Annotated in this window: 19 protein-coding genes; 6 read left to right on the top strand and 13 right to left on the bottom strand. The window is 70.0% G+C overall.

What is annotated here, in order from left to right:
• Positions 1–66: 66 nt before the first annotated feature.
• Entirely contained in the window at positions 67–645 is a 579-nt protein-coding gene (locus ACPCHZ_RS17545) for a TetR/AcrR family transcriptional regulator (RefSeq protein ID WP_423485889.1), read from the bottom strand.
• Between the two features lie 93 nt (positions 646–738).
• Here ACPCHZ_RS17545 and ACPCHZ_RS17540 point away from each other — a divergent pair, with 93 nt between their 5' ends.
• The 4 genes from ACPCHZ_RS17540 (at position 739) to ACPCHZ_RS17525 (ending at position 3,314) form a co-directional block, all read left to right on the top strand.
• Positions 739–1,524, top strand: a complete 786-nt coding sequence (locus ACPCHZ_RS17540; RefSeq protein WP_423486093.1) for an SDR family NAD(P)-dependent oxidoreductase — start codon at positions 739–741, stop codon at positions 1,522–1,524.
• 31 nt (positions 1,525–1,555) lie between these two features.
• The gene (locus ACPCHZ_RS17535; protein ID WP_423485888.1) at positions 1,556–2,449 is read left to right on the top strand and encodes an SDR family NAD(P)-dependent oxidoreductase; all 894 of its coding nucleotides are present in this window, start codon (positions 1,556–1,558) and stop codon (positions 2,447–2,449) included.
• Positions 2,446–2,763, top strand: coding sequence for an NIPSNAP domain-containing protein (locus ACPCHZ_RS17530; protein WP_423485887.1), 318 nt, complete (start codon positions 2,446–2,448; stop codon positions 2,761–2,763). The genes ACPCHZ_RS17535 and ACPCHZ_RS17530 overlap by 4 nt, the downstream gene beginning before the upstream one ends.
• A gap of 80 nt (positions 2,764–2,843) precedes the next feature.
• Positions 2,844–3,314: an SRPBCC family protein gene (locus ACPCHZ_RS17525; protein ID WP_423485886.1), complete on the top strand. Its 471-nt coding sequence runs from the start codon at positions 2,844–2,846 to the stop codon at positions 3,312–3,314.
• On the opposite strand, the gene ACPCHZ_RS17520 is transcribed toward ACPCHZ_RS17525, so the two are convergent.
• The 4 genes from ACPCHZ_RS17520 to ACPCHZ_RS17505 form a co-directional block, all read right to left on the bottom strand.
• Positions 3,311–4,888 (bottom strand): GMC family oxidoreductase, encoded by a 1,578-nt coding sequence (locus ACPCHZ_RS17520; RefSeq protein ID WP_423485885.1) that lies wholly within the window; start codon positions 4,886–4,888, stop codon positions 3,311–3,313. The genes ACPCHZ_RS17525 and ACPCHZ_RS17520 overlap by 4 nt on opposite strands.
• 41 nt (positions 4,889–4,929) lie before the next feature.
• Positions 4,930–5,772, bottom strand: coding sequence for an alpha/beta fold hydrolase (locus ACPCHZ_RS17515; RefSeq protein WP_423485884.1), 843 nt, complete (start codon positions 5,770–5,772; stop codon positions 4,930–4,932).
• Positions 5,773–5,890: 118 nt separating this feature from the next.
• A complete protein-coding gene (locus ACPCHZ_RS17510; protein WP_423485883.1) occupies positions 5,891–6,739 on the bottom strand; it encodes an SDR family NAD(P)-dependent oxidoreductase in 849 nt (282 codons plus the stop codon).
• Between the two features lie 3 nt (positions 6,740–6,742).
• Complete coding sequence (locus ACPCHZ_RS17505) at positions 6,743–7,105, bottom strand: nuclear transport factor 2 family protein (RefSeq protein WP_423485882.1); 363 nt, start codon at positions 7,103–7,105, stop codon at positions 6,743–6,745.
• Between the two features lie 101 nt (positions 7,106–7,206).
• Between ACPCHZ_RS17505 and ACPCHZ_RS17500 the strand changes: the two genes are divergently transcribed.
• On the top strand, positions 7,207–8,025 hold the full coding sequence (locus tag ACPCHZ_RS17500) for a MerR family transcriptional regulator (RefSeq protein ID WP_423485881.1): 819 nt from the start codon (positions 7,207–7,209) through the stop codon (positions 8,023–8,025).
• 22 nt (positions 8,026–8,047) lie between these two features.
• Here ACPCHZ_RS17500 and ACPCHZ_RS17495 read toward each other — a convergent pair whose 3' ends face one another.
• Positions 8,048–8,713 carry a GntR family transcriptional regulator gene (locus ACPCHZ_RS17495; protein WP_423485880.1) on the bottom strand — a complete coding sequence of 222 codons (666 nt, stop codon included), beginning with the start codon at positions 8,711–8,713 and terminating at the stop codon, positions 8,048–8,050.
• A gap of 85 nt (positions 8,714–8,798) precedes the next feature.
• Here ACPCHZ_RS17495 and ACPCHZ_RS17490 point away from each other — a divergent pair, with 85 nt between their 5' ends.
• Positions 8,799–9,803 carry a 1-aminocyclopropane-1-carboxylate deaminase gene (locus ACPCHZ_RS17490; protein ID WP_423485879.1) on the top strand — a complete coding sequence of 335 codons (1,005 nt, stop codon included), beginning with the start codon at positions 8,799–8,801 and terminating at the stop codon, positions 9,801–9,803.
• Here the strand turns inward: ACPCHZ_RS17490 and ACPCHZ_RS17485 are convergent.
• Genes ACPCHZ_RS17485 through ACPCHZ_RS17455 form a run of 7 tightly spaced genes read right to left on the bottom strand, consistent with a single transcriptional unit; the run spans position 9,785 to position 16,666 of the window.
• A complete protein-coding gene (locus ACPCHZ_RS17485; protein ID WP_423485878.1) occupies positions 9,785–10,741 on the bottom strand; it encodes an alpha/beta hydrolase in 957 nt (318 codons plus the stop codon). The two genes, ACPCHZ_RS17490 and ACPCHZ_RS17485, sit on opposite strands and share 19 nt — an antisense overlap.
• A 5-nt stretch (positions 10,742–10,746) precedes the next feature.
• Entirely contained in the window at positions 10,747–12,243 is a 1,497-nt protein-coding gene (locus tag ACPCHZ_RS17480) for a flavin-containing monooxygenase (RefSeq protein ID WP_423485877.1), read from the bottom strand.
• An 8-nt stretch (positions 12,244–12,251) separates the two neighbouring features.
• Positions 12,252–12,983, bottom strand: a complete 732-nt coding sequence (locus ACPCHZ_RS17475; protein ID WP_423485876.1) for an SDR family NAD(P)-dependent oxidoreductase — start codon at positions 12,981–12,983, stop codon at positions 12,252–12,254.
• A complete protein-coding gene (locus tag ACPCHZ_RS17470; RefSeq protein WP_423485875.1) occupies positions 12,980–13,762 on the bottom strand; it encodes an HpcH/HpaI aldolase family protein in 783 nt (260 codons plus the stop codon). The genes ACPCHZ_RS17475 and ACPCHZ_RS17470 overlap by 4 nt, the downstream gene beginning before the upstream one ends.
• Positions 13,759–14,727, bottom strand: a complete 969-nt coding sequence (locus tag ACPCHZ_RS17465; protein ID WP_423485874.1) for a zinc-binding dehydrogenase — start codon at positions 14,725–14,727, stop codon at positions 13,759–13,761. Before ACPCHZ_RS17465 ends, ACPCHZ_RS17470 begins: the two co-directional genes overlap by 4 nt.
• A gap of 2 nt (positions 14,728–14,729) precedes the next feature.
• Entirely contained in the window at positions 14,730–15,956 is a 1,227-nt protein-coding gene (locus ACPCHZ_RS17460) for a cytochrome P450 (protein WP_423485873.1), read from the bottom strand.
• A gap of 5 nt (positions 15,957–15,961) precedes the next feature.
• The gene (locus ACPCHZ_RS17455; RefSeq protein ID WP_364978716.1) at positions 15,962–16,666 is read right to left on the bottom strand and encodes an NIPSNAP family protein; all 705 of its coding nucleotides are present in this window, start codon (positions 16,664–16,666) and stop codon (positions 15,962–15,964) included.
• Positions 16,667–16,671: the final 5 nt, after the last annotated feature.

The following is a 16,671-nucleotide window of genomic DNA, read 5'->3' as shown; positions in this document are numbered from 1 at the left end:
CAGCTCCCTCGGGCCGTGGCGTGACAAACCTAGGCGCAAGTGTAAGGGGTCGGTCCACGTCGCATCTCAACCCAGGTCGGTGTCGATGAGGGCGTCGAACACCGCCTCGAGAAGGTCCTCGAGTCGATCGGCCTGTCGGCCGTTCAGCGCGCGGACGCCGATGACACGCCGCATCAGGAGCACTCCGCTGATCACGGACAGCACCACCTCGCTGCGCATGCGGCGCCCCGGCTCGGGCAGTTGTCCGGCGAGCCGTTTCCCCACATGGCGCTCGATGGCGTCGCGAACTATTTCGGCGCAGCGGGGATTCGAGGCCGACCGCAACAGGATGAAGAACGGTTCGAGGCCTTCGGCACCCTGCTCGGAACGAGCGACCAGCGCCGTGGCGGTGCTCCGGGCCAGGTCGTCGGCATTGTCGGCAATGAACACCGGCGGTGCGAACGAGACGTCGACCGCCTCTGCGAACAACTGCTCCTTGGTGCCGAAGTACCTGTTCACCATCATCGCGGTGACCCCGGCGTCACGGGCGATCTCGCGCACGCCGACACCGTCGTATCCCGCCCTCGCGAAATGCCGGATCGCCGAGTGCAGGATCGCCTCCCGGGTCGCGGCGGCGTCACGGGATCGGGTTGGGCCAGTCGGCATCCCTCAACGTTAGGGAATTGAACCGGCCAAGTCTACGTATGTATACATACGAAGAAGTCTACGGCTGTAGATCGAAGGAGAATCGTCGTGGAGATGGGATTGACGGGTAAGCGGGCCCTGATCACCGGCTCGAGTGCGGGCCTGGGCCGGGCCGTTGCCGAAATGCTGGCAGCAGAGGGCGCTTCGGTGATCGTGCACGGCCGTGACCCCGACCGCACACACGCGGTCGCCGAACGCATCCGTGCGGACGGAGGTGATGCCACCGCCGTCCTGGGTGACCTGACGTCAGCCGCCGACTCGACGTCGGTGGCGCAGGCAGCGGGCGATGTCGACATCCTCGTCAACAACGCGGGCCGCTACGACGGACTCGCCTGGCGGGATCTCACCGACGACCAGTGGTCGCAGATCTATCAGGTCAATGTCGTCTCCGGGGTGCGAATGATCGGCCACCTCGTGCCGGGTATGCGCACGCGCGGGTGGGGCCGCGTCATCCAGATCGGTGGCGGGTTGGCGATACAACCGGCGGCTACGCACCCCCACTACAGCGCCACCCTGGCCGCACGACACAACCTCACGGTCTCGCTCGCCCGAGAACTCGCGGGAACCGGGGTCACCGCCAACATCGTGGCGCCGGGGGCGATCCTCACCGAGCCGGCGCGGGAGCTGACACTCGAGGCAGCCGAGGAAGCCGGCTGGGGTCCCGGCTGGGACGACGTGGAACGTGCGGCCTCGAAGTCCTGGTTTCCGAACGACATCGGACGATTCGGCCGGCCCGAGGAGGTCGCCGCGGCCGTCACCTTTCTGGCCAGTGAGCGCGCCGCCTACATCAGCGGTGCCGACATCCGTGTCGACGGCGGCACCGTCCGTGCCATCTCGTGATTCGACATAAGCGACAACAAAGGAAACCGACATGACCACACCACCGCTCGTCTTCCTCATCACGGGTGCCTCCCGCGGACTGGGGCGTGCCCTCACCCGCGCCGCATTGGCTGCGGGACACCGCGTCGTCGCCGGTGTTCGCACCGCCTCGGCCCTGGACGACCTCGTGAACGAGTACCCCGACACCATGGCCGTCGTCCGACTCGACGTCACCGACGACGATGACGTCCACACGGCGACGACGACGGCCGTCGAGCGATTCGGCCGGCTCGACGTCCTGGTCAACAATGCCGGCTACGCCAACATGGGCGCGATCGAGGACGTCGACTTCGAGGACTTCCGAACCCAGATCGACACGAACTTCTTCGGGGTGGTGCGCCTGACTCGAGCTGCGTTGCCGATCATGCGCACTCAGCGCAGCGGCCACATCGTGCAGATCTCCTCGGTGGGCGGCCGACTCGTCCGCCCCGGCCTGGCCGCCTACCAGTCGGCCAAGTGGGCGGTCACCGGGTTCTCCGGTGTGCTCGCTCAGGAGGTGGCCCCGCTCGGCATCAAGGTCACGGTGCTGGAACCCGGCGGCATGCGGACCGACTGGGCGGGCGCATCCATGCATGTGGACACCATCCGCGACGAGTACGCGTCGACCGTCGGTGCCGCTGCCGCCGTGAGCAGTTCGACGCACCTCGGCGCCAGTGACCCGGTCAAGGTCGCCTCGCTGGTGTTGCAGATCGTCAACATGGCCCAACCGCCCGCCCGGCTCCTGGTGGGCCCGGACGCCTACCGATACGCCACGGCCGCCGGACGGGAACTCCTTGCGGCCGACGAGAAATCGAAGGCACTCAGCATCTCCACCGCCGCCGACGACATCACGGCCGACCAGGCGGACCCCCTGGGCCACGACCACCGCCATGGGCGGGCCCGATGACCGAACTGCGCATCTACACCCTGGCCGACGCAGCCGCCCTACACCGCTACACCACGATCTTCTGGCCCCGCCACATCCACACTCTGCGCAGACACGGCATCGTCGTTCACGGTGTCTGGGTCGACACCACCGCGGACGGTCACCGGGTCGTGGCGCTCGTCGGCTATCCGCCGGGCGAAGACCCGACCCGACGTGCCGAGGGCTACCGGGCCAGTCGAGACTTCGCCGAGGATCATGCCGACTTCGACGTCTCGTCGATCATCTCCGAGCAGACGGTGACACTCGAACCGATCACGGCGTCGCCACTGCGATGACGACGTGACACATCCGAGGACGACTGTAACGCCTCGTATAGGCTGGTCGTCGGCGGACCGCGCGAGGGAAGGCATCTCCATTGGGCATCGTGACCACCAGTTCCGAGACACTCTTCAGCCAGCCTGCCGAGGCGGTGTACGACTTCGTCACCGATCCGGCCAACTGGGCCAGGACCTATCCGGGCGGGCCGCGGATCAGCGGTCTCCCCGGCGAGCTGCCACTGCGGGTCGGTGACACCTGGCAGGAGGCCCACCCGACGCACGACCGCGTGTTCACCTGGCAACTGGCCGTCGCCGTGCGCCCGAGGATCTGGGTGTTCCACTCGGTCGGCCGCCTGGGAGCCGGCGGGGACGGCGACGGCGGGCTCGAGGGCCGGATGGCCGTCGAGTACCGCTTCACCCGCCCGGCGCCGGACACCACGCTGTTCACCCGGACCATGACGATCGAGGCGTTCCGCGATGCTCCGCTGTCGGACAACTTCTTTCGCATCGTCAACCCGGCACACATCGACGCCTACCACGCGGCCGTCGCGCGGGAGCTCGCCGGTTAGCCCGCGCGCAGGACGAGGTCGGGCGATCGGCCCCGGATCAGGTCGGCGGCCTTCTCGGCGATCATGATCGTCGCGGCATTGGTGTTGACCGACGGGATCTTCGGCATCACCGAGGCGTCGGCCACCCGCAGGCCGGTCAGGCCGTGCACCCGCAGGTCCGGGTCCACCACCGCGTCGGACCCGATGCCCATCGCGCAGCTGCCGACGGGGTGGTAGTACGTGCTGGTGGCGTCAGACACGTAGGCGCGCAACGCCGTCGCATCGGATACTCCCGGCCCGGGCAGCACCTCGCGGGCCCGCCACGGCGCGAACGGTGCGCCCGCGGCGATCTCGCGCGCCACCTCCACCCCGTGCATCAGCCGGCGCACGTCGGACTCCGCGCCGAGGTAGTCGGGGTCGATCAGTGGTGCAGCAGCCGGATCCGCACTCGCGAGCCGGATGGAGCCGCGGGCATCGGGCACCGTGGCGACGGCGAAGGTGTAGCTGTTCACCGGGGCGGCCAGGTGCGGCGGGTGGAACGGCACGTGGATGAACATCAGCTGCATGTCCGGTCCGACGAGGGACGGGTCGCTGCGCCACAGCATCGACGTCTCGGCGTGATTGGTCCGGCCGGCGGGGATCGGTTGCGCCGCCTCGTACACCACCGGGCACAACGGGTGGTCGTGCAGATTGCGGCCGACCCCGGGCAGGTCGTGCACGACGCCGACGCCGACGGCCTCGAGTTCGGCGGCAGGGCCGACGCCGGACAGCAGCAGCAGCCGCGGAGTGTCCACCGCGCCGGAACTGATCACCACCTCGACGTCGGCGTGCGCGGTGAGCCGACGGCCGCGGCGCACGAACTCGACGCCGGTACAACGGTGGCCGTCGAAGCGCAGCCGGAGTGCGCGTGACGCGGTGGCGACGGTCAGATTCGGCCTGCTCCGCACCGGGTGCAGGTACGCCGCCGCGGTGCTCTGCCGGGCACCGCCGGTGATCGAGAGATCGTGCCAGCCCGCGCCTTCGGCATCGGCCCCGTTCATGTCGTCGGTGAGTGGGAACCCCGCGGCCGCCGCACCGTCGAGGAACACCTGTGACAGCGGGTTGGCGTCCTTGGCCGTGGCGGGCGCCGGCGACATCGGCCCGTCGGTCCCGCGGTGGCGCGGATCCCGGCCGCCGGCGGTCTCCATCCGCCGGAAGTAGGGCAGCACGGATGCGTGGTCCCAGCCCACGCATCCGGCCGCCGCCCAGCTGTCGAACTCGCTCGGGTGTCCCCGCAGGTACACCATCGCGTTGATGCTGCCGCTGCCGCCGAGCGTGTGCCCGCGCGGCCAGTTGTGTTCCCGCCCCAGAGTGCCCGCCTGCGCGACGGTGCGGTACGCGTAGTCGACGTCGGTGCCCCACAGCGTCGGCCATGCGGGCGGCGCGGCGATGTCGGGCCTGGTGTCCGCCGACCCGGATTCGAGGAGCAGCACCCGGGCGGCCGGGTCTTCGCAGAGCCGGGCGGCGATCACGCACCCGGCCGACCCGCCGCCGATCACCACGTAGTCGAAGTGATCGTCGTCATCGCCATTGCCATCGCCGCCTGCGACGTCCATCGAATTCCTCTCGTCTGTGCTCGGCGAGCCAGTGTTGGCGATCAGCGGGTGGTCTCGTTCGCGGCCTGCTCGATCAGGTCGGCAACGGCGTCGGGTCGGGAGACGGTGACGGCGTGGGACGCCTCGATGTCCACGTTGTGCGCTTTCGCGCGCTCTCCCATGAACCGCATGGAGTCGGCGGGGATCGCCAGGTCCTTGGTGGTCACCATGTTCCAGGACGGGATCGTCCTCCACGCCGCGGCCGTGGCGGGCTCCTCCAGCGCGGCCGTGGTGATCGGGCGTTGGGTGGCCGCCATCCGGACGGCGACGTCCTGCGGGACGTCGGCGGCGAAGACCCGCTGGAATTCGTCCTGCTTGATGTAGCTGTCGACGCCGGTGCCGCCGCCGAGCCCGGGGACGGGAACGGTGTGCAGGGCGGGGCCCAGTTCACCGCCCGGGTACTTCGCCGCCAGCTGGCCGGTGCTCTCCCCGGGTTCCAGCAGGAAACTGGCGACGAACACCAGCGCCTTGACGTTCGGGCTGCCGTCGGCGGCCTCGCTCATCACCGAGCCGCCGTAGGAGTGGCCGGCCAGCACCACGGGTCCGGAGACGCTGTCCAGCACGCTGCGGACGTACTGCGCGTCGGAGCGCAGGCCACGTAACGGGTTGGCGGCGGCGATGACCGGATAGCCGGCGCCCTCGAGGATGTCGATCACACCGTTCCAGCTCGACGAGTCGGCGAAGGCGCCGTGCACCAGCACCACTGTGGGCTTGTCCCCCGCCGGGGACTGCTCGGCCGCCGTGGTCTCGGCCGCGCGTCGCTCGTCTGATGGGCTGCCGCAACCCGCAGCGAGGGTCGCCAGCGCCACCGCTGCGGTCATCGTGGTGAAGAACGTCCGGATCATCAATCTCTCCTCACGTGACGACGCTCGGCCGCCGTCAATTGATATGCAATATATTGCGTTTCGCATGGCACTCTGTCAACCGTCGTGTCGTCGCGGCGCGGTACGTCCGAGATCCGGCTCACGATCCGGCCGGGAAATCAGCTCCGCGAGAGAGCGTTTCGAGCGCACGGATCTCGGCCAGCGACGCCTCCAGCGTGCTGACCGCGGCATCGAAGCCCTCGCCGCCGAGGACCAGCCGCCGGGGAGGCGGGTCCTGAGCCATGGCGTCGATCACGGCACGAACCCCGCGCCGGGGGTCGCCGGGCTGTGTGCCGTCCCGTCCGATCATCGCGTCGCGCACGCGATCGACGATCGCTCGGTAGGCGGCGACGGCCTCCCGGTTGGTCTCGCCGGCGAAGCCGGCGTAGGCACGGGTGCGGAACGCTCCCGGTTCCACCGCCATCACCCGGATGCCGAACGACGCCACCTCGTCGCGGAGCACCTCGGTGACGGCTTCGACGGCGAATTTGGAAGCGCTGTAGTAGCCGAATCCGGTCACTCCCTGCAATCCCGCCACCGACGACATGTTGACGATCCATCCACTGCCCCTGGCGCGCATGCCGGGAAGCGCCGCACGGATGACCGACAGCACGGCGAAGAAGTTGAGCTCGAACATCTTTCGCACATCATCGTCGTCCATGCCTTCGATGGACCCGAACCAGCCCCGGCCGGCATTGTTGACGAGCACATCGATGCCGCCGAATCGTTCTTCGGCCGCACGCACCGCGTCGCGGACCTGCTCTGCGTTCGTGACGTCCAGCGGCACGACGAGGACCCGATCGCCGTGCGCCTTCGCCCACTCGTCGAGTTCCGCCGGTCGCCGCGCGGTCAGCACCACCCGGTCCCCCAGCTCCAGCGCCGCGTCGGCGAACGCCATGCCGAATCCGCCCGGGGTGCCACCGGTGATGAACCATCGTTTCGTGGTCATGGCTCAGGCCTCGATCGTCAGTCGGCTGATGGCTCCGCCGTCCAGCGCGAACCGGTAGTGCAGATCGGCCGATCCGCCGGGGAAATCCCCCTCCAGGTGCTGTACGACGTCGACACCCGCGGCGGTCGTGGTGGCTCCGCGGTACTCGGTGGTGTAGGTGTACTCGCTGCCCGCGCTGGTCAGCCAGTTCTCGATCTCCGCACGGGTGCGGTAGGTGTGCCCCTCGTCGGTGACGACGGCCTCGGTGGTGAAGGTGTCGATGGCCGTGCCCACGTCTCCGGCCCGATGCGCAGTGAGGTAGGTGGAGACCGCCGCGGGCAGGTCGTGTCGCGAGATGTCCGGGTGGTTCATGCTGTTCTGTGTCATAACCCCACCGTGATGTCTCCCCCAAGGGGAGGGTCAAGCCCCTTGCGCCCACCATCGGGCGGTGTTGACTCTCCCCCAGGGGGAGGCCGTAGAAATTACGGGTGGCCACCACCCTGTCGATCGGCGACTTCTCCCGGATGACGCAGTTGTCGGTCAAGACGCTGCGGCACTACCACGAGGTGGGCCTGCTCGAACCCGCTGCGGTGGACCCCTACACCGGGTACCGAATCTATGCGCCCGAGCAGGTGCCGACCGCTGCGGTGGTGCGCAGGCTGCGGGATCTCGGTATGCCCATCGCCGACGTGCGCACGGTGCTCAATTCCGAACCGCCCGAACGCAACGCGATGATCGGCGCCCACCTGCGACGGCTCGAGGACCAGCTGGCCGAGACCCGCAGCGCGGTGGAGTCGTTACGCGCGATCCTGGACCGGCCCGCCGAGGCGACCCGGATCGAGCACCGCAGTGTGGCCGCGACCCCGGCCGCCGCGATCGAGGTGACCACCGATCTCGAGGAACTGCTGCCCTGGTGGCAGGGCGCCGTCGCGGAGGTGCGCGCGACGGTGGCCGCCGACCGCACGCTGACCCCGACCGGCGTGCCGGGCACTCTGTTCGGCTTCGACATCTTCGCGCGCGGCCGGGGCACGGCGACGGTGTTCATCCCGGTCGGCGGCGCCGTGCGGCCCGTCGGCCGGGTGCGACCGGCGACCATCCCCGCAGCCGAGCTCGCGGTCGTGCGTCACCATGGTCCGCACGACGACGTCGACCTCGCCTACAGCGCACTGGGCGAGTACGCGACCCGTCACGAGATCAGCGTCGAAGCTCCGCTGCGGGAGTACTACGAACGTTTCTCCTGGGACACCGAGGACCCCGGGCAATGGTCGACCGACCTGTGCTGGCCGGTGTTCCGGGCCGACGCGTGAGCACGCCGCACCGCCGAAGCGCCTAGGCGAATTCCTGCCGGTCGATCAGGAGTGACAGGGTCTCCCAGTTGCGCTGCGTCGCCTCCGCAGCGGCATCGGCGTCGCCCTGGCGACAGAACTCGATGATCCGCTTGTGCTGCGAGATCGACTCCCTGCCGGACAGCGAGGAGAAGCGCAGGAATTCGAGCCGCCGCAGCACCGGGGTCACCTGTTCGAGGACCACCGGGATCGTCCGGTTCTGGCTGGCTTCCACGGCGATCGCGTGGAATTCGTCGTCGGCGCGCATGGCCGACTCCGCTTCACCCGCCGAGAATGCGGCGGCGAACTCCCTGTTCGCCTTGACCATTGCGGTGATCTCCCGCTTCCCCATCAGCGGGACGGCGGTGCGCACCGCGAGCGCGTGCATCGTCGCGGCGACGGCCTGCGCATCGAGAAGCGCTTTGCGTTCGATGGAAGCCACGACCGTCGAACGGCCGGGCAAGGTGTGCACCAGCCCCGCCGTCTCCAGCCGGGCGATCGCCTCCCGGATGGGCGTGCGGCTGATCCCCAGCCATGCTTCGAGTTCGGGGTCGCGCAGCTTCTCGCCGGGGGCGAGGGTGCCGTTGACGATCGCGTCCCGCAGCGAGATGTAGGCGTTCTCCCGCAGCAGCGACCTCTTGTGCTTACCGACTTCGTCCGGGACCGGCATGCAATATATCGTATCTCACGACCGTTCCGCCGTGGACGGCCGAGCAGAGGCGTCGCCGTCGCGTCGCCACGTGTGAGGAGAGCGGATGCCCATCGAAGACTTCGAACGCCATCCCCTCACGTTCGGACCCAGTCCCGTTCACCCGTTGCCGAGGCTGAGCAGCCACCTCGGCGGCGCTCGGATCTGGGCCAAGCGCGAAGACGTCAACTCGGGCCTGGCGTACGGCGGGAACAAGACACGCAAGCTCGAGTACCTGATCCCCGACGCACTGAGGCAGGGAGCCGACACCCTGGTCTCGATCGGCGGGGTCCAGTCGAACCACACCCGCCAGGTGGCCGCGGTCGCGGCGAAGCTGGGCATGAAAGCCGTTCTGGTACAGGAGAGGTGGGTGGACTGGCCGGACCCGGTGGCCGACGAGGTCGGCAACATCCTGTTGTCCCGCATCATGGGCGCCGATGTCCGGCTCGACCCGGCGGGCTTCGGGATCGAGTTCAAGGACAGCTGGCGCAGCGCGATCGATGACGTGGAACGTGCGGGCGGGACGCCGTACGCCATCCCGGCCGGCGCGTCCGACCACCCCTTGGGTGGCCTGGGCTTCGCGAACTGGGCCTACGAGGTGCAACGGCAGGAAGAGCAGCTGGGGGTGTTCTTCGACACCGTCGTGGTCTGCAGCGTCACGGGTTCCACCCAGGCCGGGATGATCGCCGGCTTCGCGGGCCAGCAGCGGCCGCGCCGGGTGATCGGCATCGATGCGTCGGCGAAAGTGCAGCAGACGCGCGAACAGGTCGAGCGGATCGCACACAGCACCGCAGAGCTGATCGGACTGGGACGTGCCCTGCGTGACGACGAGACCACTGTGCTCGAAGGCTGGGCGGGCGACTACTACGGCATCCCGGTCGCCTCGACCGTCGACGCCATCAGGCTGACCGGCCGGCTGGAGGGCGTCATCCTCGATCCGGTGTACGAAGGCAAGTCGATGGCGGCGCTGATCGACCTCGTCGCATCGGGTGACATCCCGCCGGAGTCCACGGTGTTGTACGCCCACCTGGGGGGACAACCCGCGCTCAACGCCTACCGCGGCATCTTCTGACATTCGAATGCGCGCCTCAGCGCATCGCCCTGCAATGCGAACAATCCGGTACTGACCTCCCAGTCGGGAACCAGCGAGTCGAACCCGTGGCAGGTTCCCGGGTAGACGTGCAGCTCGGTCGCCACGCCCGCCCGCAGTAGCCGGGCGGCGTAGTCGATCGCCTCGTCGCGCAGCGGATCGAGTTCCGAGCAGGTGACCAGGGCGGGCGCGAGACCGCTCAGGCCTGCGGTGCGCGCGGGCACCGCGTCCTGCGGCACCGAATCGCCCGCCACGTACCGCCACATCAGGTCCACCGCCGCGCCGTCGAATCCGGGGGTGGCGGTGAACTCCCGCCGCGACGGCGTCATCCGGTCGTCGAGCACCGGCTGGTGCAACAGCTGGAACACCACGGTGGGCGCATCGCCGGCGGCGGCGCGCTGCGCCAGCCCCGCCGCGAGCGCACCGCCGGCGCTACTGCCCGCGACCGCCACCCGGTCCGGGTCCAGGTGCAGCGCTGCGGCATTCGAGACGGCCCAGCGCAGTACCGCCAAGGCGTCGGAGTATGCGGCGGGATGCGGATGCTCGGGCGCGAGGCGGTAGTCCACCGACAGCACGGCGCAGCGCCCCCGGCGTGCGAGTTCGACGCACTGCCGGTGGTCGGTGTCGAGGTTGCCCAGCACGAACGCACCGGAGTGCAGGTAGAGCACCGCGGGCGCCGGCGGGCCGCCACCCCGGTACATGCGTACCGGAATCGGCCGGCCCCCAACGGCGGGGACCGACTGCTCGCTGATGTCCACCCCGGCGGTGTCGACCGCGCCCGCCGACTCCCGGCGACGTTCGTCGAGCGACGCCCGCACCGCTGCCAGCAATCCGGGCGACAGGTCGGTCCTGACGCCGGCCAGATGCCTCAGCGCGGGGTGCAGGCGCCACGCGATGCCGGCGTCGCCGTCGGGAGCCACGGCCGTCAGCCTGCGGCGGCAGGGTGCGCACGCACCTCGATGCGGGACTGGCCGGCCGGCGCGTCGAAGGTGTAGTCGGCGGCCCTGAACCGGCGGGTCATCCGCCAGAACATTCCCGCGCTGCGCGGCCACTGCGTAACCACCCGGCCGTTGGCGGCGTGGAAGTAGTTGCTGCAGCGGGTCGTCCACACCGTCCCGGCCATCCACCCGTCGATCCGTGCGATGAAGTCGGCCATCGCCTGCGGCCGCACGGCGACGTAGGTCCTGCGGCGCCGGCGCAGGTGGCGCAGCACCCGCACGATGTAGCGGGCCTGGGCCTCCAGCATGAAGATGACGCTGTTGGAGCCCACGTTGGTGTTCGGCCCGTACAGCATGAAGAAGTTCGGGAACCCGGGCACCGCCATGCCCAGATACGCGTAGGCGCCGTCGCGCCACGTCTCGTGCAGCGAGACACCACCCTCCCCCACCACGTCGATCTGCCCGAGGTAGTCGGCGGCGGCGTACCCGGTGGCGCACACCACGACGTCGACGTCGAGTTCGGTGCCGTCGGCGGTGACCAGCGACCGCGACCGCAGCGCCCGTGCCGGGCTGGACACCACGCGGACATGCGGCCGGGTCAGCGTCTGCAGGTAGTCGGTGGCGAACACCAACCGCTTGCAGCCGAACGGGTGCTGCGGTGTGAGCTGCTCGCGCAACCGGTCGTCGCCGACCGTCTTCTCGAGCACCGTCGTCGCGACGTCGCGGAACTCCCGGGTCTTGTCGCTGCCGTGCTCGATCACCGCGATGTTCGACTCGCTGCGAAGCCACAGCCGGGTGCGGTACAGCCGCTTCGCCAACGGGATGTGCGCGAACATCCACCGCTCACGCGGGGTGTAGGGCCGGTCGGGTTTGGGCAGTATCCAGGTCGCGGAGCGCTGCACGGAGTAGACGGAGCGCGCCACCTTCGCGACCTCGGGAATCAGTTGTGCCGCGGTGGATCCGGTGCCGAGCACGGCGACGTCGCGGCCGGCGAGGTCCACGGAATGGTCCCAGCGCGCCGTGTGCATGACGGTGCCGGCGAACGGTTCCTCCTCGACGAGGTCCGGCATCACCGGCTGGGTGAACAGTCCGATCGCCGAGACGACGACGTCGAAGTCGTGGTGTTCGCCGCCGCCGGTCGTCAGCCGCCACGATCGGCCGTCGGGATTCCAGCGCGCCGAGACGATGTCGGTCTGCAGCCGCAGATGCGGCCCGAGGCTGTGGCGGCGCGCGCAGTCCTCGAAGTAGGCGAGGATCTCGGGCTGCCCCGACCAGAGCCTCGACCAGTGCGGGTTCAGGTCGAACGAGTAGGAATACAGGTGCGATTTCACGTCGCAGGCCAGCCCCGGGTAGGTGTTGATGCGCCACGTGCCGCCGACGCCGTCCTCCCGATCGAAGATGGTGAAGTCGCGAAAGCCCGCTTTGCGCAGCAGTATTCCCAGCGCCAGACCGCCGGGTCCGGCTCCGATGATGCCCACGGACATGCTCGACTTCATCCGATCTGCAGCGTCTGGCCGCCGTCGACGACGAGTTCGGACCCGGTGATGAACGAGGCCTGCTCCGACACCAGGAAGGCCACGGCGTCGGCGATCTCCGCGGGACGGCCCAGCCGGCCGCTGACCGCCCGCTCCACCAGCCGGGCCTGGGTCGCGTCGTCGAGCATCGGTGTCTGCACCGGGCCGGGGAACACCGCGTTCACCCGGATCCCCGCGGGCGCGAGTTCGGCGGCGGCGACCTGCGTCAGCCCGCGCAGCGCCCATTTGGACGAGCCGTAGGCGGCGTGGTTCGGGAAGGCGCGCACCGCCCCGGTGCTGCAGGTGTTGACCACGGCGGCGCCGTCGGCGGCGGTGAGGTGGTCGAGTGCGGCGCGGATGCCGAGGAACGGGCCGAGACAGTTGACCCGCCAGCTGCTCTCGAAGCCGGCGGGCGTCTCGTCGGCGATGGCGGCGCGGTGCAGCACGCCGGCGTTGTTGACCAGCGTCGTCAACGCCCCGAACCGGCCGACCACCTCGGTGACCGCGGCATCCCACTCCTCAGCCGAGGTGACGTCGAGCGGTATCGCGAGCACGGTGCCTGCGTCGTACTGCGCGGCGGTGTCCCGGACGTCGTCGCCCAGCACGTCGCACGCCGCAACCAGGAAGCCGTCGGCGTGCAGGCGCCTTACGATCGCCGCACCCTGACCTCGGGCGGCGCCCGTCACCAGCGCGACACGCAATCCGCTCACCGGTACCCGCCCTCCGCGCGGCCGGGGGCGTCGGCCGTGCCGGTCGCCTCGGCGAGGTGCGCGACGGCGCCGCGGCGTAGCGCCTGCGATTCCGATGCCAGCGTGATCATCTCGAATCCCATCTCTGCGAACATCTTTCCCGGCGCACCTGCGCCGGCGTGCACACCGGAGATCAGGCCGGCGCCCGTGGCCGCCGCCTGGATGCCGGCCATCGCGTCGACCAGCGCGGGGTGACGGTATGCCTCGGTGACGGGATGCCCGAGCGAGATCGCCAGGTCCGCGGGCCCGACGTAGATCCCGGTCAGGCCGGGCACCGCGCAGATCTCCTCGTGCGCGCCGAGACCGCGGGCCGTCTCGATCATCGCGAACACGCCCGCGCGCTCCTGCAGGGCGGCCGTGTCGAGGCCGAGGCTCGCCCGCAGCGGGCCGAAGCTGCGCACCCCGTCGGGCGCGTACCGCGTCGCGGCGACGGCGGCGGCCGCCTGCTCGGGCGTCTCGACCATCGCCACGATGACCGCGTCGGCGCCCGCGTCGAGCACGCGGCCGATCGGCGCGGGGTCGGTGGCGGGCACCCGGACCGCGGTGGCGACCGGGACGTGCTCGAGCCTGCGCAACAGCAGCGCGACATCGGCGTCGTCGAGATAGCCGTGCTGGGTGTCGAATCCGACGTAGTCGTATCCGGCGGCGGCGAACTCCTCTGGTCCGATGATCGTCGGGCCGACCACCCAGCCGCCCCAGAGCTTCGGCCGGTCGGCCAGGGCCCGCCGGAACGCGTTCATCCGGCGATCGCGATCTTGACGCGCCCCGGTGTGGGCCGGCAGGCGAGGTCGAACGCCTCTGCGACGGCGTCCACGCCGAAGGTGTGCGTCAGGTATCCGGGCAGCAGGCCGGGATGGTCGGCGGCGAATCGGCCCGCCTGCTCGAGTACACGGCGGCGGTCTTGTGTCACACCGGATTTCAGGGTCAGGTTGTTGCGCAGCATCGCCCGCATGTTGATCGGGTAGCTGTCGTCGTCGGGCACCCCGAAGTAGAAGACGGTGCCGCCGAACGCCGCAGCCTCGACCGCGTGGTTGAGGGTGGCCACCTGGTGGCCGACGGCCTCGATGACGATGTCGGGCCGGTCGGCGGGATCGAGGTGGCCGACCCACCGGTCGCTGGTGGCGCGCACCGCGGTGTCGACGCCGAACCGGGCGGCCAGCGCGGCCCGGTCGACCGGGTCGACACCGATGACCTGCGCGGCGCCCGCCGCCTTGGCGACGTAGGAGAACAGCAGCCCGATGGAACCCTGGCCGATGATCGCGACCCGCCGCCCGGCCAGTGCGGGCAGCTGTTCGACGGCGTACAGCACGCATGCCAGCGGTTGCAGCCCGACGGCTTGCGCCGGGCTGAGCGCCTGGTCGAAGGGCGCCAGCCCGTCGCCGTCGGCGACCACCAGCTCCTGCAGCCCGTCGAACCCGGATGCCCAGCCCACCACCCGGTCACCGTCGCGGTGGCGCGGATGACGGCTGGCGATCACCTCGCCGGCGATCTCGTGGATCGGGAAGCCGTCCATCTCCGCGGCGTGGGCGCCGGTGTCGCCGGGCAGTCTGCCGCGGGTGCCGCGAAATCCCGGCAGGTCGCTGCCGCAGATGCCTGCGGCCAGGAACCGCAGCAGCACCTGTCCGTCGGCCAGGCTCGCCGCGCAGGGCTCGGGCCGGTCGGTGCGTTCGAAGGTGTACGGCGCGACGAGCCGATAGGACCACATCGTCACACCTCCACCGGCACGTTGTTCCAGCCCCACTGGAAGCTCGACGGCGGCCGGAACGCCCGCGCGGCATCGATGTGGAAGTCGGGCACCCGCCGCAGCCATTCCTGCACCAGGATGGTGATCTCCAGCCGGGCCAGGTGCACACCGAGGCAGAAGTGTTGTCCGCGGCCGAAGGCCAGCAGTCGCTCGACCCGGCGGTCCCACACGAACGCCTCCGGGTCGGGGTACTCGCGTTCGTCGAACTTCGCCGAGGCGAGCAGCGTGATGACCCGCTGACCGGGCTCGATGGTGGTGCCGTGCAGGGTGAACGGCTTGCGCAGGGTGCGGGCGAACCACTGCGCCGGGGCGCAGTACCGGATCATCTCCTCGCGTGCCGTCGGTACGTTCGCGTCGGGATCAGCGCGCACGGCCGCCATCTGCTCCGGACGCGAGCCGAGTTCCCACAATCCGTGCGCGACGATCTTGGGCACGGTCTCCGTGCCACCGATGAAGACGCCCAGCATCTGCACCGCCGCCTCCATGTCGGTGAACCGCGAGCCGTCCGGCAGGGTGTGGCCGAGCAGGTTGTCGACGATCGGCACCGCCTCGCCGAGATCCGCCCGCCGGCGTTGCACCACCGGCGCGAGGTACTCCAGGTAGCCGGGCCGGGCGTCGGCCACCTCGACACCGCTGCCCGGCTGGGCCAGGCTGCCCGCGTTCACCGTGGCCAGCACGTCGGCGGCCTGCTCGACGGGCAGGCCGAGCACGTCGCACACCATCGACGCGGCGACCATGCCGCCGTAGTCCTGGGTGAGGTCGAACCGGCCGCGCGGCAGCAGTTCGTCGAGACGCTCGTTCGCCAGTTCCCGGATCCTCTCGGCGAACCGGGGCACCGAGCGCGGCCGGAACGGCCCCGAGGTGCATCGCCTGACGGTGTCGTACACCGGGGTGTCGAAATTGGCGTGGAACGGCATCGGGTGCAGCGGCGGGTCGGCCACCGGCCCGCTGTTGCGCCGCGCCAGCACCGCCGCGGCGGGCAGCGTGCCCTCCGACGCGACGAACGTACCGTCGTTGACGCCCAACACCTCCCAGATGTCGGCGAACCGCGAGACCGCGTAGGTGTCCAGGTCCGCCACGTAGTACAGCGGGTGCTCGTCGCGCAGCACCCGGTAGTACGGCGTGGGGTCCGCCATCACCGCCGGGTCGAACGGGTGATACGAGAAGCGGGTCTCCTCAGGGGTTCTCATCGCGCTCACTGCAGCGGAGACGGCGGAAGGGCCTGCAGTATCGAATCCTCCCAGCCGTCGCGCAGCGCCGGCGCGACGCTCATCCAGGTGACGATCTCGGCGGGCGGGCTGTCCTTCCACGACGGGTAGTGCTCGGCGAAGCAGTCCCAGTCGCCGTCGAGCGCCCAGTAGTGGATGACCTCGTTGAAGCGGAAGGTGGTGATGAACGAGCCCAACCACCGCTTGCCGGTGCGTTCGGACCACGGCACGTAGAGCCGTTCGAGTTCGCGGATGTAGTCGTCCTGGCGGCCGGGTTTGGTCTGCATGATCTCCTGGATCACCAGGCCCGCCCCGAAGCCGGCCGAGGTCAGCTCGGTCAGCGTGCGGTTGCTGCGGCCCGCGTACATGATCCGGCCCTCGCCGTGGGCGCCTGCGCCGGCCAGGAACGCCGCCCACTGGGCTGCCGGTGCCTCGTGGGTTCCGCCGCGCGACTGCGCCTTTCCGATGCGCGAGTAGTCGGCGAACGCGTCGATCTCCCAGATGACGGTGACCTGCGGCCAGTGCCCGTTGTAGGGCGTCGTCTCCCACATCGCGAACAGCCGGGCCCCGAGCTCGGCCATCATCGGATGATAGGTGGCGGTGAAGGCCTCGGTGAAGCGATCGCTGCACATCGACCCCAGTGCGATGGTCTCGTGCAGATAGAGCAGGGTGTGGCTGTGGTACTTCTTCATGACCT

The sequence above is a fragment of the Mycobacterium sp. NPDC050041 genome (assembly GCF_049541695.1).
Taxonomy (GTDB): domain Bacteria; phylum Actinomycetota; class Actinomycetes; order Mycobacteriales; family Mycobacteriaceae; genus Mycobacterium.
The sequence above is the reverse complement of the archived record's forward strand: the minus strand, read 5'-3'. Positions and strand labels throughout refer to the sequence as shown.

Bases quoted from the DNA above. Each gene is read 5' to 3' on its own strand.
- ACPCHZ_RS17545 (WP_423485889.1), bottom strand. From the start codon at position 645: ATGCCGACTGGCCCAACCCGATCCCGTGACGCCGCCGCGACCCGGGAG.
- ACPCHZ_RS17540 (WP_423486093.1), top strand. From the start codon at position 739: ATGGGATTGACGGGTAAGCGGGCCCTGATCACCGGCTCGAGTGCGGGC.
- ACPCHZ_RS17535 (WP_423485888.1), top strand. From the start codon at position 1,556: ATGACCACACCACCGCTCGTCTTCCTCATCACGGGTGCCTCCCGCGGA.
- ACPCHZ_RS17530 (WP_423485887.1), top strand. From the start codon at position 2,446: ATGACCGAACTGCGCATCTACACCCTGGCCGACGCAGCCGCCCTACAC.
- ACPCHZ_RS17520 (WP_423485885.1), bottom strand. From the start codon at position 4,888: ATGGACGTCGCAGGCGGCGATGGCAATGGCGATGACGACGATCACTTC.
- ACPCHZ_RS17515 (WP_423485884.1), bottom strand. From the start codon at position 5,772: ATGATCCGGACGTTCTTCACCACGATGACCGCAGCGGTGGCGCTGGCG.
- ACPCHZ_RS17510 (WP_423485883.1), bottom strand. From the start codon at position 6,739: ATGACCACGAAACGATGGTTCATCACCGGTGGCACCCCGGGCGGATTC.
- ACPCHZ_RS17505 (WP_423485882.1), bottom strand. From the start codon at position 7,105: ATGACACAGAACAGCATGAACCACCCGGACATCTCGCGACACGACCTG.
- ACPCHZ_RS17495 (WP_423485880.1), bottom strand. From the start codon at position 8,713: ATGCCGGTCCCGGACGAAGTCGGTAAGCACAAGAGGTCGCTGCTGCGG.
- ACPCHZ_RS17490 (WP_423485879.1), top strand. From the start codon at position 8,799: ATGCCCATCGAAGACTTCGAACGCCATCCCCTCACGTTCGGACCCAGT.
- ACPCHZ_RS17480 (WP_423485877.1), bottom strand. From the start codon at position 12,243: ATGTCCGTGGGCATCATCGGAGCCGGACCCGGCGGTCTGGCGCTGGGA.
- ACPCHZ_RS17470 (WP_423485875.1), bottom strand. From the start codon at position 13,762: ATGAACGCGTTCCGGCGGGCCCTGGCCGACCGGCCGAAGCTCTGGGGC.
- ACPCHZ_RS17465 (WP_423485874.1), bottom strand. From the start codon at position 14,727: ATGTGGTCCTATCGGCTCGTCGCGCCGTACACCTTCGAACGCACCGAC.
- ACPCHZ_RS17460 (WP_423485873.1), bottom strand. From the start codon at position 15,956: ATGAGAACCCCTGAGGAGACCCGCTTCTCGTATCACCCGTTCGACCCG.
- ACPCHZ_RS17455 (WP_364978716.1), bottom strand. From the start codon at position 16,666: ATGAAGAAGTACCACAGCCACACCCTGCTCTATCTGCACGAGACCATC.